The sequence below is a fragment of the Uniformispora flossi genome (genome assembly GCF_049534875.1).
Lineage (GTDB): Bacteria > Actinomycetota > Actinomycetes > Streptomycetales > Streptomycetaceae > Yinghuangia > Yinghuangia aomiensis.
This window is the reverse complement of the sequence record NZ_JBMULZ010000006.1, coordinates 200894-215293: the sequence shown is the minus strand read 5'-3', so window position 1 is coordinate 215293 and position 14400 is coordinate 200894. Positions and strand designations below refer to the sequence as shown.

15 protein-coding genes are annotated in these 14400 nt (G+C 71.7%); 7 read left to right on the top strand and 8 right to left on the bottom strand.

The annotated features are described in order from the left end of the window. Positions 1-55 precede the first annotated feature (55 nt). The 4 genes from ACPA54_RS16205 (at position 56) to ACPA54_RS16190 (ending at position 4044) form a co-directional block, all read left to right on the top strand. Positions 56-616, top strand: a complete 561-nt coding sequence (locus ACPA54_RS16205) for a GTP-binding protein (protein WP_423530275.1) — start codon at positions 56-58, stop codon at positions 614-616. 149 nt (positions 617-765) lie between these two features. Further along, entirely contained in the window at positions 766-1344 is a 579-nt protein-coding gene (locus ACPA54_RS16200) for a PadR family transcriptional regulator (RefSeq protein ID WP_423530273.1), read from the top strand. Positions 1345-1400: 56 nt separating this feature from the next. After that, the gene (locus ACPA54_RS16195) at positions 1401-2222 is read left to right on the top strand and encodes a siderophore-interacting protein (RefSeq protein ID WP_423530271.1); all 822 of its coding nucleotides are present in this window, start codon (positions 1401-1403) and stop codon (positions 2220-2222) included. A 214-nt stretch (positions 2223-2436) separates the two neighbouring features. After that, a complete protein-coding gene (locus ACPA54_RS16190; protein ID WP_423530269.1) occupies positions 2437-4044 on the top strand; it encodes an amidase in 1608 nt (535 codons plus the stop codon). On the opposite strand, the gene ACPA54_RS16185 is transcribed toward ACPA54_RS16190, so the two are convergent. Beyond that, positions 4037-5002: a hypothetical protein gene (locus ACPA54_RS16185; protein ID WP_423530268.1), complete on the bottom strand. Its 966-nt coding sequence runs from the start codon at positions 5000-5002 to the stop codon at positions 4037-4039. The two genes, ACPA54_RS16190 and ACPA54_RS16185, sit on opposite strands and share 8 nt — an antisense overlap. Positions 5003-5269: 267 nt before the next feature. Here ACPA54_RS16185 and ACPA54_RS16180 point away from each other — a divergent pair, with 267 nt between their 5' ends. Then, a complete protein-coding gene (locus ACPA54_RS16180) occupies positions 5270-5521 on the top strand; it encodes a hypothetical protein (RefSeq protein ID WP_345680283.1) in 252 nt (83 codons plus the stop codon). A 110-nt stretch (positions 5522-5631) separates the two neighbouring features. Here the strand turns inward: ACPA54_RS16180 and ACPA54_RS16175 are convergent, their stop codons facing one another. The 6 genes from ACPA54_RS16175 to ctaD all read right to left on the bottom strand — a co-directional run bounded on the left by ACPA54_RS16175 (position 5632) and on the right by ctaD (position 10921). After that, positions 5632-6009: a limonene-1,2-epoxide hydrolase family protein gene (locus tag ACPA54_RS16175; protein WP_423530266.1), complete on the bottom strand. Its 378-nt coding sequence runs from the start codon at positions 6007-6009 to the stop codon at positions 5632-5634. Then, positions 6006-6605: a TetR/AcrR family transcriptional regulator gene (locus ACPA54_RS16170; RefSeq protein WP_423530264.1), complete on the bottom strand. Its 600-nt coding sequence runs from the start codon at positions 6603-6605 to the stop codon at positions 6006-6008. The genes ACPA54_RS16175 and ACPA54_RS16170 overlap by 4 nt, the downstream gene beginning before the upstream one ends. Next, positions 6602-7762 carry a cytochrome P450 gene (locus tag ACPA54_RS16165; protein WP_423530262.1) on the bottom strand — a complete coding sequence of 387 codons (1161 nt, stop codon included), beginning with the start codon at positions 7760-7762 and terminating at the stop codon, positions 6602-6604. The genes ACPA54_RS16170 and ACPA54_RS16165 overlap by 4 nt, the downstream gene beginning before the upstream one ends. Before the next feature lie 111 nt (positions 7763-7873). Next, positions 7874-8740, bottom strand: coding sequence for a uracil-DNA glycosylase (locus ACPA54_RS16160; RefSeq protein ID WP_423530260.1), 867 nt, complete (start codon positions 8738-8740; stop codon positions 7874-7876). Between the two features lie 91 nt (positions 8741-8831). Further along, positions 8832-9221, bottom strand: coding sequence for a hypothetical protein (locus ACPA54_RS16155; RefSeq protein WP_423530258.1), 390 nt, complete (start codon positions 9219-9221; stop codon positions 8832-8834). Further along, positions 9221-10921, bottom strand: a complete 1701-nt coding sequence (ctaD, locus tag ACPA54_RS16150; protein ID WP_345680277.1) for an aa3-type cytochrome oxidase subunit I — start codon at positions 10919-10921, stop codon at positions 9221-9223. Before ctaD ends, ACPA54_RS16155 begins: the two co-directional genes overlap by 1 nt. Before the next feature lie 565 nt (positions 10922-11486). Here ctaD and ACPA54_RS16145 point away from each other — a divergent pair. Next, positions 11487-11729 carry a DUF2795 domain-containing protein gene (locus tag ACPA54_RS16145; RefSeq protein ID WP_423530256.1) on the top strand — a complete coding sequence of 81 codons (243 nt, stop codon included), beginning with the start codon at positions 11487-11489 and terminating at the stop codon, positions 11727-11729. Positions 11730-12045: 316 nt separating this feature from the next. Beyond that, positions 12046-12534, top strand: coding sequence for a hypothetical protein (locus ACPA54_RS16140; protein WP_423530254.1), 489 nt, complete (start codon positions 12046-12048; stop codon positions 12532-12534). 232 nt (positions 12535-12766) lie between these two features. On the opposite strand, the gene ACPA54_RS16135 is transcribed toward ACPA54_RS16140, so the two are convergent. Then, a complete protein-coding gene (locus tag ACPA54_RS16135; protein WP_423530252.1) occupies positions 12767-14317 on the bottom strand; it encodes an alkaline phosphatase D family protein in 1551 nt (516 codons plus the stop codon). Positions 14318-14400: the final 83 nt, after the last annotated feature.

Sequence of the window (14400 nt, the reverse complement as noted above, 5' to 3'; positions counted from 1 at the left end):
CCACGACGCCCGGAACGCCCGGAACGGAACCGGGCCCGCGGTCCCGGAGACGGCGATGGCCGTGAAGATCCTGATCGCGGGAGGCTTCGGGGTCGGCAAGACCACGATGGTCGGCGCGATCAGCGAAGTGGAGCCGCTGTCCACCGAAGAAGTCATGACCGTCGCCGGCGTCGGCGTCGACGACCTGGACGGCATCGCGGACAAGGGCACCACCACCGTCGCCCTCGACTTCGGCCGGATCACGCTCGACGAAGACCTCGTGCTGTACCTGTTCGGCACGCCCGGACAGGAGCGCTTCTGGTCGATGTGGGACGACCTCGCGGTCGGCGCCCTGGGCGCCGTCGTGCTGGTCGACACCCGGAGGCTGGATGCCAGCTTCGGCAGCATCGACTTCTTCGAACGGCGGCGGATCCCGTTCGTCGTCGGCGTCAACCAGTTCGACGGCGTCATCGAGCACACCGAGGCGGAGATCCGCACGGCGCTCGACCTGGATCCGCACGTGCCCACGGTGATGTGCGACGTCCGGCAGCGCTCGTCGTGCCGCGAAGTCCTGCTCGCGCTGATCGACCACTTGGCCGCGCAGGTGCCGGACGAGCCGCTGGAAGCGGTGCACTGATCCGCTCGACGGCGACCTGACTGGTCGTCAACTCGCTTGGCCTCGGCCGCCCTTGACCCGGGCGGCCGAGGCTTTTCGCCGACCGGGGGTTCCGTTCGATATTACGTAAGATATGGACGCGGGGGTTACGTACGACATATCTTTCGAGCGTGAATCCACGACGCACCACCGCGTCCGGCGGACTCGGGCCGGGCGGCGGACGCTTCTTCGGCCCCGGCGAACTGCGCTGGGCCTTGCTCGCCCTGATCGACGAACGCCCCGGTCACGGATACGAGTTGATGACCCGCCTGGAAGACCGCTTCGCGGGCGCCTACCAGGCGAGCCCGGGCGCGGTCTATCCGACACTGCAGCTCGTCGAGGACGAAGGCCTGGTACGCCTCGAACTCGACGGCGGCCGCAAGGTCTTCCACATCACCGACGCCGGACGCGACGAAGTCCGCGACCACGCACGGGAGATCGACAAGATCTGGGCGCGCGCCGCGGCCCGCGGCGAGTGGGGCATGCTGCGCGACCCGGACGCCTCGGAGATCGTCGGCCCGGCACTGCGGCTGTTCAAAGCCGCGGTGAGCACCATCGTCCGCGCACACGGCGATCCCGTCGTCGTCGACCGGGTCCGCGCGATCCTCGACGCCGCCCGGCACGAGATCAAGCAGGTCAAAGCCGAGACGAAACGCCGCGGCCACCACCATCACCACCGGCGGCGCGACCACGGCCACCACGACGACTGACGAGCCGACCGGCGAGCCGGCACGGCCGGCCGCCGAGGCACGGGAGGGCACCGCCCATGGCGCACACCGAACAGCAAACGGACGGACAGACGGCAACCCCGGCGGACGAACCGCGGCCGAAGACGGAACGGGGCCTCCGCGGCCGCGTCCTCGACCGGTTGTTCGTCTCCGGCCGGATCGCGGAACGGGAACGGATCTCGGCGTGCATGACGCGGATCCGGGTGGAAGGGCCGGGGCTGCGCGCGGTGCGCGGCGAACCCGGGCAGCAGGTACGGGTGCTCGTCGGCGGAACGGGCGCGGATTCGTTCCTCGGGCGTCGCGTCGGAGAGCTGCGGACCTACTCCGTCTGGCAGTTCGACGAGCCGGACACCGACACAGGCGCGCTGGACCTGTGCGTGATGGACCACGCGGGCGACGGGCCGGGCTCCCGCTGGGCGCGGTCGGCCCGGATCGGCGACCTCGTGCGGTTCCGCGGGCCGGAAGGGTCGCTCACGTTGCGGCCGGACGCGCCGTACCACGTGTTCGTGGGGGAGGACACCGCGTCGGTGGCGCTCGGCGCCATGCTGCGCGCGGTATCGGCGGAGGTGCCGGTGTTCGGTGCGGTGGAGACGGCGCGCGAGGAGGACCGGCTGCCGCTGCCGCGCGCCGAGGAACTCGCCCGCCCGCTGCGCGGCGACGCGCCCGCGGCAGACTCGACGACGCTGCTCGACGCGGTGCGGGGGTTGAAGCTGCCGGACGAGCCGGGGACGGCATACGTCGCGGGGGAAGCACGCACGATCCAGCAGGTGCGCAGGCACCTTGTGGAGGAACGCGGCTGGCCGCGGCGGGCGGTGGTGACGAAGCCGTTCTGGACGCCGGGGAAGAAGGGGATGGAGTAGCGGGGGGGCGTGGCATGGTCCCCGGGCGCAGCGGCTTCAGGCCGGCCGAGGCCGGTGGCGGGGGCCCGGGGGAGTCGGCTGCGGCCGCCCCCAGACGCCCCGGCCGTCCGGGCCCGCTTGAAACTGACAGTCCGTCAGCCTAGGGTGCCGTGCGTCATCAGCCGATGATCTCGGGGGACATCGCGCACGCGACCGCAGCCTTCGGGAGGCCGCCTTGTCCCCGTCCGACGCCACCACCGACGTGACCGCGGCCTGGGTACGCGAGTACCTCGCCCGCGACGGCATCCACCCGCACGACGCGGAACTCGACGCGCTCGCCGCAGCGGTCTCCGCCGGCCGCGCTGAGGCCGACCGGCTGCGCCGGACCACGGACGTCGGAGACGGCACCGAAGGCGCCGTGTGGCCGGCGGGCGGCAGCAACGAGATCGCACGCCCGGCGGACGCCGCGGCCGCCACCCCCGCCCCCGCCGACGACCTCGCCACCGTCCTCGGCTGCGCCGCCGCCCTCGCCGCCGGACAGGTCTCCAGCGTCGAACTCGTCACCGAACTCCAGCGCCGCGCCGACGACGTCGACCCGAAGCTCGGCGTCTACCTCGCCCGGTTCGACGACGACGCCCTCAAGGCGGCGCGTGCCGCGGACGCCGAACGGGCCGCCGGGACCGTCCGCGGCCCCCTGCACGGCGTGCCGCTCACCGTCAAAGACCTGATCCTCACCCGCGAGGGCCCCACCACCGGCCACTCCGCCGCACCACCCCGCCACCTCGGCGGCCGCGATGCCGCTTCCGTTGCTCGGCTGCGCGCGGCCGGGGCGATCGTCCTCGGGAAGGTGTCGCTGGCCGAATTCGGGTTCGGCGTGCCCGACGCGGACGCCGGACTGCCGCTACCGCGGAACCCGTGGGACACCGACCGCTGGCCCGGCGGGTCGAGTTCGGGCAGCGCCGCCGGGGTCGCCGCGGGACTGTTCCCCGGCTCGATCGGCACCGACACCGGCGGCAGCATCCGCATCCCGGCCGCACTGTGCGGCGTCACCGGCTTCAAACCCACCTACGGCGCCGTCTCCACCGACGGTGTCCTCCCCGGCGCGCCGACCGTCGACACCGTCGGGCCGATCGCCGCGGACGCCGCCGACTGCCTCGCCCTCTACCAGGCCCTGGCCGGACTGCCCGCCTCCGCGCCCGGCGCCCCCGCAACCGTGCGCGGGCTCCGCATCGCCGTCGACCTGAGCGGCCTCGACCGGCCCGGCGCCGACCCGGCCGCGGGAGACGCCGTCGAGGCCGCGATGCGCGAGCTGGCCGACGCGGGAGCCGTCGTCCACGCATGCGCGATCCCGCACCTCGACGTCCTCGAAGCCGCCTGCCGCATCGTGCAAGGCACCGAAACGTACGGCAGCCACCGCCACGGCCTCGCCGCCCACTGGCCGGCCTACGGCAGCATCACCCGCTTCTTCATGGCCGCGGGCGGCGGCCACGACGCCCGCGACTACCTGCACGCCCAACGCGTCCGCGCGTGGGGCCGCGCCCGCCTTGCCGACTTCTTCGCCGACCACGACATCATCGCCACCCCGACCGTCGGCACCGGAGCACCGGCACTCGACGGCGAACTCCTCGGCCTGCTCCCGCTGTTCTACACCTCGGTCTGGAACGCCACCGGCTTCCCCGCCGTGTCGCTCCCCGGCCCGCCCGACGCCCGCGGCCTCCCGCTCGGCATCCAGCTCGCCGCCGCGCCCGGGGCCGACCACCGGCTGCTCACCGTCGCCCACGCCCTCCAGACGCGAACCGACTGGCACCGGCGCCGGCCCACAGGCGCCACGGCGATCAGTTGAGCGAGCCGCCGAACCCGCTGTAGATCTCGGTGGCCTCGCAGAACGCAAACCCGCGGGCCTCCGCATACGCGAACGCCTCGTCGACCTTCCGCAGGTCGACGGCGAGACCCGCACCCCAGCCGTCGGCCTCCGCGGGCGCCAGCAACTCGGCGCGCCGGGCCGCCAGCAGGGCGCGGGTCTCGCGTACCGCCTCCGGCCGCACCAGACCGCCGACCATGTAGTTCTCGACGATCGTCGGCGCACCGAACCAGCGCAGATCCGGAAACACCCGGGCGAGTGGCGCGAACAGCGGCAGCGGCACGTCGAACGCGCCCGCGTCGACCTCCGCCGCCTCGCACACCCGCGTCGGCCACGAATACCCGCGCGACATCCACCCCGGATCGATCGCCGCCGCGAACTCCAGCACACTGAAAGGCACTTCGCGGCGCATCAGCTCTGCAGGGTCGTGCTCGCGCCCCGTGTCGGGGTCCCGCACGGTCCCGCCGCCCGACCGCAGCGCCTTCCCGCACGCCCGCAGCAGCCGCAGACGCCACGTCAGTTCGGCCTTCAGCGCGGCCTCGCCGGGCAGCGTGCCGTCGGTCGACGGCTTCACCGCGTCCGCGAGCGCGGGGGAGAGCCGGCCGAGCATGTCACGGGCGATCGCCGGAACATCGTCCGCCGTCGCATCGGCGTACCGCATGTACGCCTCGACGACGTCGTCCGGCTCGTCCGCCACGATGAAGAACGGACGCCCCCACACATGAAGCCGCGTGTCGAACGCGGACACGCCCAGCTCGTCGGCGGCGTCGATCGCGCCGAGCGCCCACTGCTTCGCGTCGAACCGCACACGCCGCAGCCGCACCGCGTGGTCCGCCAGATCGTCGAGCGAGCCGTCGTCCCCCTGCCCGGCGATGTACGGAAGGACGCGCTCCTGGACGATGTCGAGGTCGACCGGGTGGAAGCTGGTATCGAATCCCATGGGCGGCGACGATAGCGACCCGGACCGACCACACCCGGCACCCGCCCGGCGGCCACGGAACGCAGACGGCCGGACACGGAGACGGACACAGAGGCGGACACATCCCCGATCCCCGTGCATAGCCCCGCGCCCGCCGGGTACGCGACCAGTACCTCGCCACCCGCCCCGCCGGTCCGGTTGCGGACCCCGCGGGCCACGGGTGTGCTGGAGAAACGCACAGATCGCGACGACGGCAGCAACGCCGCCGCTCGGCGAGAGGACGACACCATGGGCACACCGACGAAGGGCGAGCCGACCGCCCACACGTGGGACATCGAACACATTTCCGAAGACGAGCTGGAACACATCTCCGAGGAGTCCCGCGCCGCGCACGGCGAGGACAGCGGCCTCTCCTGGACCACGATCGCCGTCGTCATCGGCTCCGTGCTGCTCCTGGCCATCCTCGCCGGCCTGGCCATCTGGGCGGGCGCCAGCTTCTCCGGCGGCCAACCCGGCACCACCGCGCCCGCGGGCGGCTGACCGCCGGCCCGAGTACCGCCGCATCCCTGCCGCGTCCGTGAGGGTGCCCCGGACCCCCGGGGCACCCTCACGCTGCGCCGTCTCGCGGCCGACCGCTGTCGTCGCGCGGGTCAGCCGCCCATCGCCTTGGCGACCTCCGCCATGTCGAAGTAGTCCCGCCACAGGGCTATCTTGCCGTCGCGGATCTCGAACAGGCCGGCCACGGCGATGTCCAGCGGGCCGGTCGGGAGGGCGAAGTGGTCGGTGCGTTCGGTGAACACCAGGTCGCCTTCGGCGGCACTGCGGTGCGTCGTCCACTTCACCTCGGTGGCGTGCTCCACCATCGGCCCGAGGATCGACCGCACGCCGTCCGGGCCGAACACCTTGCCCATCGGAACGTTGTCGTACTCGATGTCGTCGGTCACGTAGGTCAGCGCCAAGTCGAGGTCCTTCGCCTCGACCGCGGCGATGAACGCGTCGACGATCTCGGCGGGAGTCTGCGGGGTCATCGGCGGGAAGTCTCCACTTCGGGGTCGGTGGTCACGGGTATCGCAGGAGCATCGAGCAGGACAGGCGTCACGAACGCCTCGACCATCGCACGTTCGTCGTCCGCGTCGCGGCCCGGCATGGTCAGCAGCGACACCACGACGCGCACCAGCCACCGCGCCTTGCCGGCCGCGGCCGCGTCGGCGGGGAGGAACGTGCCGCAGAGCGACGCGATCACATCCGACGCACCCGCCAAGCCCGCGGTCGCCCCGCTGCCTTCCGGGACGAACCAGGCCGCCAGCACCGGCGTTTCGCGGACGATCCGGACCGCCGCGAGCACCGCGCCGGTCAACTGCGCCGACGGCGTCGGAAGGTCCGCGACCTCGGCGAGGACCTGCGCGGCGACCCGGCGGGCCTCGCGGTGCATATAAGCGATCCGCAGCGCCTGACGGTTGTCGAAATAGCGGTAGAGCGTCGCCCGCGAGCAGCCCGCCTCGGCGGCGATGTCCGCCATGTCCGCGGCCGCGACGCCGCGCCGGAGGAACACGCGGCCGGCGGCGTCGAGGATGCGATCGGCGGCCAGCCGCCCGCGGTTCCCGCCCAGCCAGTCGCCAGTCATGCGCGCCCGGCAACGGAAACCGGCTTGCCCGGGGTGAACGGCAGGCTCTGGTGGCGGCGGGTGAAACTCCCGCCCGCGAACGTCCCGCGCTCGGCATCGACCTGGAAGTCCGGGCAATGCAGCAGGAGTTCCTCCAGAACGACGCGCGCTTGCAGCCGCGCCGCCGCGGCGCCCAGGCAGTGGTGCGGGCCGAACCCGAACGCCGCGTGCTGATGCCCGGTGCGGGCGATGTCGAGCACGTCGGCGGTGTCGCCGAACTCGCGCGGGTCACGGTTCGCCGAACCGTACAGCAGCAGGACCCTGCGGCCCGCCGGAACGGTGGCACCGTGCGCCGTCCAATCCTCGGTGACCGTACGCGCGAGCGCCTGCACCGGGGAAGCCAGCCGCAGGAACTCCTCCACCGCACGCGGAATGTCCTCCGGATGCGCGGCGAGATGCGCCCGCGCGTCGGGGTGCGCGGTCAACAACTCGCTCGCCACGCCCAGAAGTCCGGTCGTCGTGTCGTTGCCGCCCGCGACCATCGTGAACGCGAAGCCCAGGATGCGGATCATCGCGGTGATGTCGTCGCCCATGACACCGATCAGATCCGAGATCGTGTCGTCGGCGGGCTCCGCGCGGCGCCGTTCGATCAGCCCCGTGAAATACGCGAACAACCCCGCCACGGCCTCCTCGGCGCCCAGCGGATGCCCGGACGCGTTGGCGGCCACGGTCTGCTCCGTCCAGGCGTCGAACTGCCCGCGGTCGACCTCGTCGACACCCAGGTAATGCCCGACGACGAAGCTCGGCAACGGCTTGTACAGCTCGGCGATGATGTCGACCTCGCCGCCGTCGGCGGCCGCCTCGGCGATCCGCGCCAGGCGGTCGCGGACGAACTCCCGTACCGCCGGCTCGATCGACGCCACCCGGCGCGGCGTGAAGCCCTTGGTGATCAGGCGGCGGAAGTCCGTGTGCTCGGGCGGGTCCAGCATCACCATCGGCGCGGCCTCGTCCAGGCCGATCGCTTCCATGTCGCCGTACGTGAACGTCAAACCCTTGCGGGAGGAGAACAGTTCGGTGTCGCGCAACGCCCGCGACACGTCGGCGTAGCGGGACAGCACCCAGTAGTCGCCGTCCGCCACGTGGTACAGCGGAGCCTCGTCGCGCAGAGCCGCATACATGGCATACGGGTCCCGCCACGACTCGCCGGAACAGGGAACGAAACGTGCCTGAGACATTCTCGGCTGCATGTCGGAACGGTGAGACAAACAGGCGAAGATGTCAATGCCGACTCAACGCCGACCGGGCTCTGGCGCGGCAGGCCGCAGTCCGGCGGCCCGGGCCGCGGTGGCCAGGACGTCGCGGAGCATGGCGGGGGTCAGACGGCCTGTGAAGGTGTTCTGCTGGCTGACGTGGTAGCTGCCGAACAGGGCGAGCGGCGGCTCTCCTGAGGCGGTCGCGGGAATGTCCACACGTACACCGTGGCCGAATTTCGGACGCGGGCGCGGGACTTGCCATCCGGCGGCGCCCAGTGCGGGGAAGAGTGCCTGCCAGCCGAAGGAGCCGAGAACGACGATCGCGCGGACCGTGGGCCGCAGGAGCGTCAACTCCCGGACGAGCCACGGGCGGCAGGTGTCGCGCTCGTCGGGCGTCGGCTTGTTGTCCGGCGGCGCGCAGTGCACCGGGGCGGTGAAGCGGACGCCGTACAGCCGCAGCCCGTCGTCGGCGGCGGTGGACTCGGCCTGGTTGGCCAGACCGAGGTCGTGCAGAGCCGCGACCAGGACGTCGCCCGAGCGGTCCCCGGTGAACATCCGCCCGGTGCGGTTGCCGCCGTGGGCGGCCGGCGCCAGACCGACGAGCAGCAGCGCGGCATCGGGAGGGCCGAAACCGGCGACGGGACGCGCCCAGTAGTCCCAGTCGGCGAAGGACTTGCGCTTGATGCGGCCGGCCTCTTCACGCCACGCGACCAGGCGGGGGCAGGCACGGCAGTGGGAGAGCGCGGAGTCGAGAGTGGGGACGTCGGCGGCCCGGGGTGCGGCGGTGGCGGGGAAGGCAGGGGTGTCGGTGTCGGTGTCGGCGGCGTCGTGGTTGGTGTGGTCGGAATGGTCGGACGGGTCGGACGGGTCGGACAGGTCGGGCGGGTCGGGTGTGGCGGGCATACTCTGCTGATACACCCGGTGTCCGGCGGCTACACCCGTCCTGGCCGCGCCGCCGCCACTCCCGCTCCGCCCGGTCCCTGGCGTTCCCGGCCTACCCGCGCATCAGGGCCAGTGCCGCGCCTGCCGCCACTGCCGCCCCGAGGGCGGCGGCAGACCAGCCGACGACGCGGATCCGAAGGGTCCGGTACCGGTCCTCGTACTCGCCGCGGACTTCCGCGATCCGGTCGGCGACGTGCCGCACCATGCCGCGCGCGCGCTCGGTGTGCGCGGTGGTCAGCGCGTCCACGAGGTCCGCGCGCTGCGCCGACGTGAGCCACGGCAGGAGGTCGGCGGTGCGCTCGGCGTCCCGGCGAGCCTCGGCGAGCCGGGCCTGCCAGTACAGGTAGCCGTCAAGGCGGGAAAGGCCCGCCGCGACGTCGTCGGGACGGCACGTCCCGGCGGGCTCCGCTGCCCACCGGGACCGGTGCCGACGGGCAGGCACTACTCGCGCTCGCCCGACGCCGGCCGCTCGGACTTGCCGGCCGGATTCTCCAGCACGGCGATGTCCGGGTGGTGCAGGTCGAACGCCGGAGACTCCGAGATGATCCGCGGCATCGACGCGAAGTTGTGCCGCGGCGGCGGGCAGGACGTCGCCCATTCGAGGGAACGGCCGAAGCCCCACGGGTCGTCCACGGTCACCTTCTTGCCGTACTTGTGCGTCTTCCACACGTTGTAGAGGAACGGCAGCATCGACAGGCCCAACAGGAACGAGCCGATCGTCGACACCATGTTCAGCGCCGTGAAGCCGTCCGACGCCAGGTAGTCCGCGTAGCGGCGCGGCATGCCTTCGGCGCCCAGCCAGTGCTGGACGAGGAAGGTCATGTGGAAGCCGACGAACAACTGCCAGAAACAGATCTTGCCGAGCCGCTCGTCGAGCATCTTCCCGGTGAACTTCGGCCACCAGAAATGGAATCCGGCGAACATCGCGAACACCACCGTGCCGAAGACGACGTAGTGGAAGTGCGCGACGACGAAGTACGAGTCCGACACGTGGAAGTCGAGCGGCGGCGACGCCAGGATCACGCCCGTCAGACCGCCGAACAGGAACGTCACCAGGAACCCGACGGTCCACAGCATCGGTGTCTCGAACGAGAGCGACCCGTGCCACATCGTGCCGATCCAGTTGAAGAATTTCACTCCGGTCGGCACGGCGATCAGGAACGTCATGAACGAGAAGAACGGCAGCATCACCGCACCCGTGACGAACATGTGGTGCGCCCACACCGTCACCGACAGGCCCGCAATGGCGATCGTCGCGCCGATGAGGCCCTTGTAGCCGAACATCGGCTTACGGGCGAAGACCGGAATGACTTCGGACACGATCCCGAAGAACGGCAACGCGATGATGTACACCTCGGGATGCCCGAAGAACCAGAACAAGTGCTGCCACAGAATCGGCCCGCCGTTCGCCGAATCGAAGATCCGGGCACCGAACTTGCGGTCCGCCTCCAACGCCAGCAGCGCCGCGGCCAGCACCGGGAACGCCATCAGCACGAGAATCGCCGTGAGCAGGATGTTCCAGCAGAAGATCGGCATCCGGAACATCGTCAGCCCCGGCGCACGCATCGCCACAATCGTCGTCACGAAGTTGACCGAACCCAGGATCGTGCCGAACCCGGACAGCGCCAGCCCCATGATCCACATATCGGCGCCGATCCCCGGCGACCGGACCGTGCTGGTCAGCGGCGAATACGCGAACCAGCCGAAGTCCGCCGCGCCCTGCGGCGTCAGGAACCCGGCGACCACGATCAGCGACCCCAGCAGATACAGCCAGTACGCCAACGCGTTCAGCCGCGGGAACGCCACGTCCGGCGCACCCAGCTGCAACGGCATGATCCAGTTCGCGAACCCCGCGAACAGCGGCGTCGCGAACATCAGCAGCATGATCGTGCCGTGGATCGTGAACGCCTGGTTGTACTCCTCGTTCGACAGGAGCTGCGTCCCCGGCCGGGCCAACTCGGCGCGGATCAGCAACGCGAGCACGCCGCCGAACAGGAAGAACACGAACGACGTGACGAGATACAGGCTTCCGATGGTCTTGTGGTCGGTGGTGGTGAGCCACAACACCACCTTCCGGCCGGCCCGCGTCGGACGCGCGGGAGGCGCCGCCTGCGCGGGGACCGTGGAGGTCTGGGCGCTCATATAGGGCAGTCCCTTGGCTGTGGGACCGCGTCGCGAACCGATCCCGGCCGGCGACGGCGGTCCGGAGGCATGTCGGTCGACCGGCACAGCCGGTGCGTACGGCATCCTCCCGCCCGGGAACACTCCGTCACCAAACCGACATGCAACCCAAACGGGGTACTCGGCGGGCATGCGGGTGAAAGGTTCACCGGGGCGGGTGTCCGGCGGGCGTCCGGTCGGCCGTGGTCGGGGTTTCGGCCGGGCTTTCGGTCGGACTTTCGGCCGGGCATTCGGCCGTGCACTCGGTCGGGCCTTCGGCCGGGCTTTCCAGGGGGCTTTCGGGTGACCGTGTGGGTGGGCGCGTGGGTGAGGTGGGGCGGAGGGTGTGCCGGAGGCACGAGGCGTTTGTACGCGGGCGTTTCGGGTGCCGGCGGGCCTTGACTGGCCCCCGCGGGCAGGCGGAGGCTGGAAGCACACGACTGACCCCCGAAGCCGGGAAACCCCCGGCCGACACCTCCCGTGCCAGCGCACGGAAACACGCGGCGTACCGGTGCGGTAGGGAACGCGCTCATCCGAGGGAGGCGTCATGGACAGCGCCGTGCACGCACTTCGCGGTCGAGGCCTGAACCCCACCGACCTGCACATCGCCTTGGCCGGCATCACCTACCCGGCCCGACCGTCCGAACTCGCCGACTACGCACGGCAGCGCAACGCCGACGAGCAGCTCGTGGCCCGCCTCGCCGCCCTGCCGGACATGCCGATCGTGGGACCGAACCAGGTGTGCATGGCGGTCTTCGGGAGGCATGCGCAGATTCAAGGGAATCCGTGACGGTGGTTCGGGGGTCGGCGGGGTTTCCTTTGCCGGGGCTTCTTGCGCCGGGCTTTCCTTCGTAGGGCTTTCTTTCGTGGGCCCTTGGGGCCTTCCTTTGCGAGGCTTGCCGGGTCTTCTTTCGCCTGGTCTTGCGGGCGTTTCTGGCTTTCGCCGTGACTTTCCCCGGTTCCCCGGGTGCCGCGCGGGCCGTGGGGTACTCCGTCCGCCGGAGTCGCGCGCATCAAGCGGGCCGGGAAAGGGCAGCGGAGGACCGGAACAGGCCGGACCCGCGACGGGACCGGCCGCAGCGACCCGGGCGCCCGGAAGGACCGTGATGGACGGCTACGCGCGACTCATCGAGGACAACGACTCCCTGCGCGACCTCATCCAGCGCTGGCGGTCGACCACCGACTCCGCCGCGGAACTCCTCCCCACCGCAGCCCGGACACTCGCCGCCACGGCACGCGCCAAGGACCAGGTCCTTTACCCGGCCATCCGCAACCACGCCCCGGAGCGGGCGGCCCTCGTGGACGAGGCAGAGCGGATCAACGCGCATGTGCTGGGCTTCCTCGGCCAGGCCGTCGAGATCGGGCCCGGGGGATACGCGTTCGTGGAGAACGTCCACGAAGCGATCGGGGCCGCCGACGGGCTGCTCCTGCACGAACGGCGGGACCTGATGCCGGCACTGCGCGAAGCCGACTGGGCGGACGGGGCGGTGGCGGAGTACCTGACGGTGCGGGAGACACTGAGCGCGGAGATGCCGTTGGAGCGGTTGATCGGGGGAGAGGGGGCGGGAGAGGGAGAAGGGGCGGGGAGGGCTTAAGAGGGTTGCTTGGCCCGGTTGCTTGAGCGGGTTGCTTGAGCGGGTTGTGGGGCGCGCTTGGGGGGCTTTGTGGGGTGGGGGTTTCGTTTGCTGCCGTGTGCGCTCGGTTCCGGGCCGGTCGCTTCCGGGCCGGTCGGTTCCGCGGTCCCGCGTTCCGCGGAACCGTCCGGCGGCGTGTTCGGCCGCCGGACGGGTCGCCGGGACGTGAGCCGCGGCCTTGGGCCGGTGCCCGTCAGCCTTTGGGGGCCTGCAGCGTCTTGCTCCACAGGACGGAGGATTCGGCGTCCCGGAGCCGGACGGTGAGGTCGCCCGAGTGGCCGTCGACCTGCATCTCGCCGAAGTGCTGGAAGCCCTCCATCGGGGACGCGTTCGCGCGCGGCGGGGCGTGCACGAACTCGGCCTTCGGGCCGAACGTGCCGTCGAGCGTGTTGGGGCCGAACGCGCCGGCGTTCGCCGGGCCCGACACGAACTCCCAGAACGGGCTGAAGTCGCCGACGGCGGCGCGCGCCGGGTCGTAGTGGTGCGCCGCCGTGTAGTGGACGTCGGCGGTCGCGAACACGATGCCGGTCACGCCGCGGCGGTGCGCGGTACGCAGCACCTCGGCGAACTCCAGCTCGCGGCCGAGCGGGGCGCCGTTGTCGCCCTGCGCGACGCCTTCCTGGGCGGTGGCGCCGTCCGGCACGACCAGGCCGAGCGGCAGGTCGTTCGCGACCACCTTCCACGTGGCGCGGCTCTGGCTCAGGCCGTCGATCAGCCAGCGGCGCTGCCGGTCGCCGAGCATGCCGCGCTTCGGGTCGGCGTAGCGGTTGCCGTCGTTGGGGTCCTTGTAGGTGCGCATGTCGAGGACGAACACGTCGAGGTGGCGGCCGTACGACAGCTTGCGGTAGATGCGGTCGTCGCCGATCGGCACCCACTCCTGGAATGCCTGGCGGGCGCGGGCGGCGAGGACGTCGACGCGCTTCTCGGTGTAGCGGGCGTCGTCGAGGATCTGGCCCGGGTACCAGTTGTTGCGGACCTCGTGGTCGTCCCACTGGTTGATCTGCGGGACCTGCGCGGCCAACGCCCGGTAGTTCGCGTCGAGGAGGCTGTAGGCGAACTGGCCGCGGTACTCGGCCAGCGTCTCGGCGACCTTCGACTTCTCCGGCGTGGTCAGGTTCCGCCACACGCGGCCGTCCGGCAGGGTGACCGATTCGGCCAGTGGTCCGTCGGAGTACACGGTGTCGCCGCTGCACAGGTAGAAGTCCGGGTCGAGGGCGCGCATCCGCTCGAAGATCCGCATGCCGCCGAGGTCGGGGTTGATGCCCCAGCCCTGGCCGACGATGTCGCCCGTCCACACGAACTTCACGTCGGCCTTCTGGTGCGGGTGCGGCGCCGTCGTGAGGCTGCCGGTGACAGCCGCGCCGGCATTGCCGCGGTCGTCCTCGACCGCGACCGAGTAGTACACGCGGCGGCCCGGCTTCAGGTCGCGCAGCCGCACCTTGCCGGTCAGGTCGGTGTCCGGGGTGACCCACGGGCCGCGCACCCGGCGCGCGTCGCGCAGGTCCGGGCGCGTGCCGTACGCGGCGGTCAACCGCCCCGGCCGGTCCGCACGCGCCCACACCACCGCGGAGTCCGCGGTGGCGTCGCCGCTCTGCACGCCGTGGCTCAGCATCGGCCGGTCGCCCCGCACCAACGCGGGCGCGCCCCCGGCGCCGGGCGACGCGAACGCCACCCCGCCGCCTACCAGCGGCACAGCCGCAGCTCCGGCCAACGTTCCGGTACGCAGGAATGCTCGTCTGTCCATGCCCACGTGTGTAGTCACCCCGGACGACGCGTCGGCGAACACGGGTTGGCGCCGGGATCAAGACTCCGTGCCGCACGGGGGAG

Coding starts and splice junctions, on each gene's coding strand:
- ACPA54_RS16145 (WP_423530256.1), top strand. CDS start 11,487: ATGGACAGCGCCGTGCACGCACTTCGCGGTCGAGGCCTGAACCCCACC.
- ACPA54_RS16165 (WP_423530262.1), bottom strand. CDS start 7,762: ATGTATGCGGCTCTGCGCGACGAGGCTCCGCTGTACCACGTGGCGGAC.
- ctaD (WP_345680277.1), bottom strand. CDS start 10,921: ATGAGCGCCCAGACCTCCACGGTCCCCGCGCAGGCGGCGCCTCCCGCG.
- ACPA54_RS16195 (WP_423530271.1), top strand. CDS start 1,401: ATGGCGCACACCGAACAGCAAACGGACGGACAGACGGCAACCCCGGCG.
- ACPA54_RS16160 (WP_423530260.1), bottom strand. CDS start 8,740: ATGCCCGCCACACCCGACCCGCCCGACCTGTCCGACCCGTCCGACCCG.
- ACPA54_RS16175 (WP_423530266.1), bottom strand. CDS start 6,009: ATGACCCCGCAGACTCCCGCCGAGATCGTCGACGCGTTCATCGCCGCG.
- ACPA54_RS16135 (WP_423530252.1), bottom strand. CDS start 14,317: ATGGACAGACGAGCATTCCTGCGTACCGGAACGTTGGCCGGAGCTGCG.
- ACPA54_RS16205 (WP_423530275.1), top strand. CDS start 56: ATGGCCGTGAAGATCCTGATCGCGGGAGGCTTCGGGGTCGGCAAGACC.
- ACPA54_RS16140 (WP_423530254.1), top strand. CDS start 12,046: ATGGACGGCTACGCGCGACTCATCGAGGACAACGACTCCCTGCGCGAC.
- ACPA54_RS16185 (WP_423530268.1), bottom strand. CDS start 5,002: ATGGGATTCGATACCAGCTTCCACCCGGTCGACCTCGACATCGTCCAG.
- ACPA54_RS16180 (WP_345680283.1), top strand. CDS start 5,270: ATGGGCACACCGACGAAGGGCGAGCCGACCGCCCACACGTGGGACATC.
- ACPA54_RS16170 (WP_423530264.1), bottom strand. CDS start 6,605: ATGACTGGCGACTGGCTGGGCGGGAACCGCGGGCGGCTGGCCGCCGAT.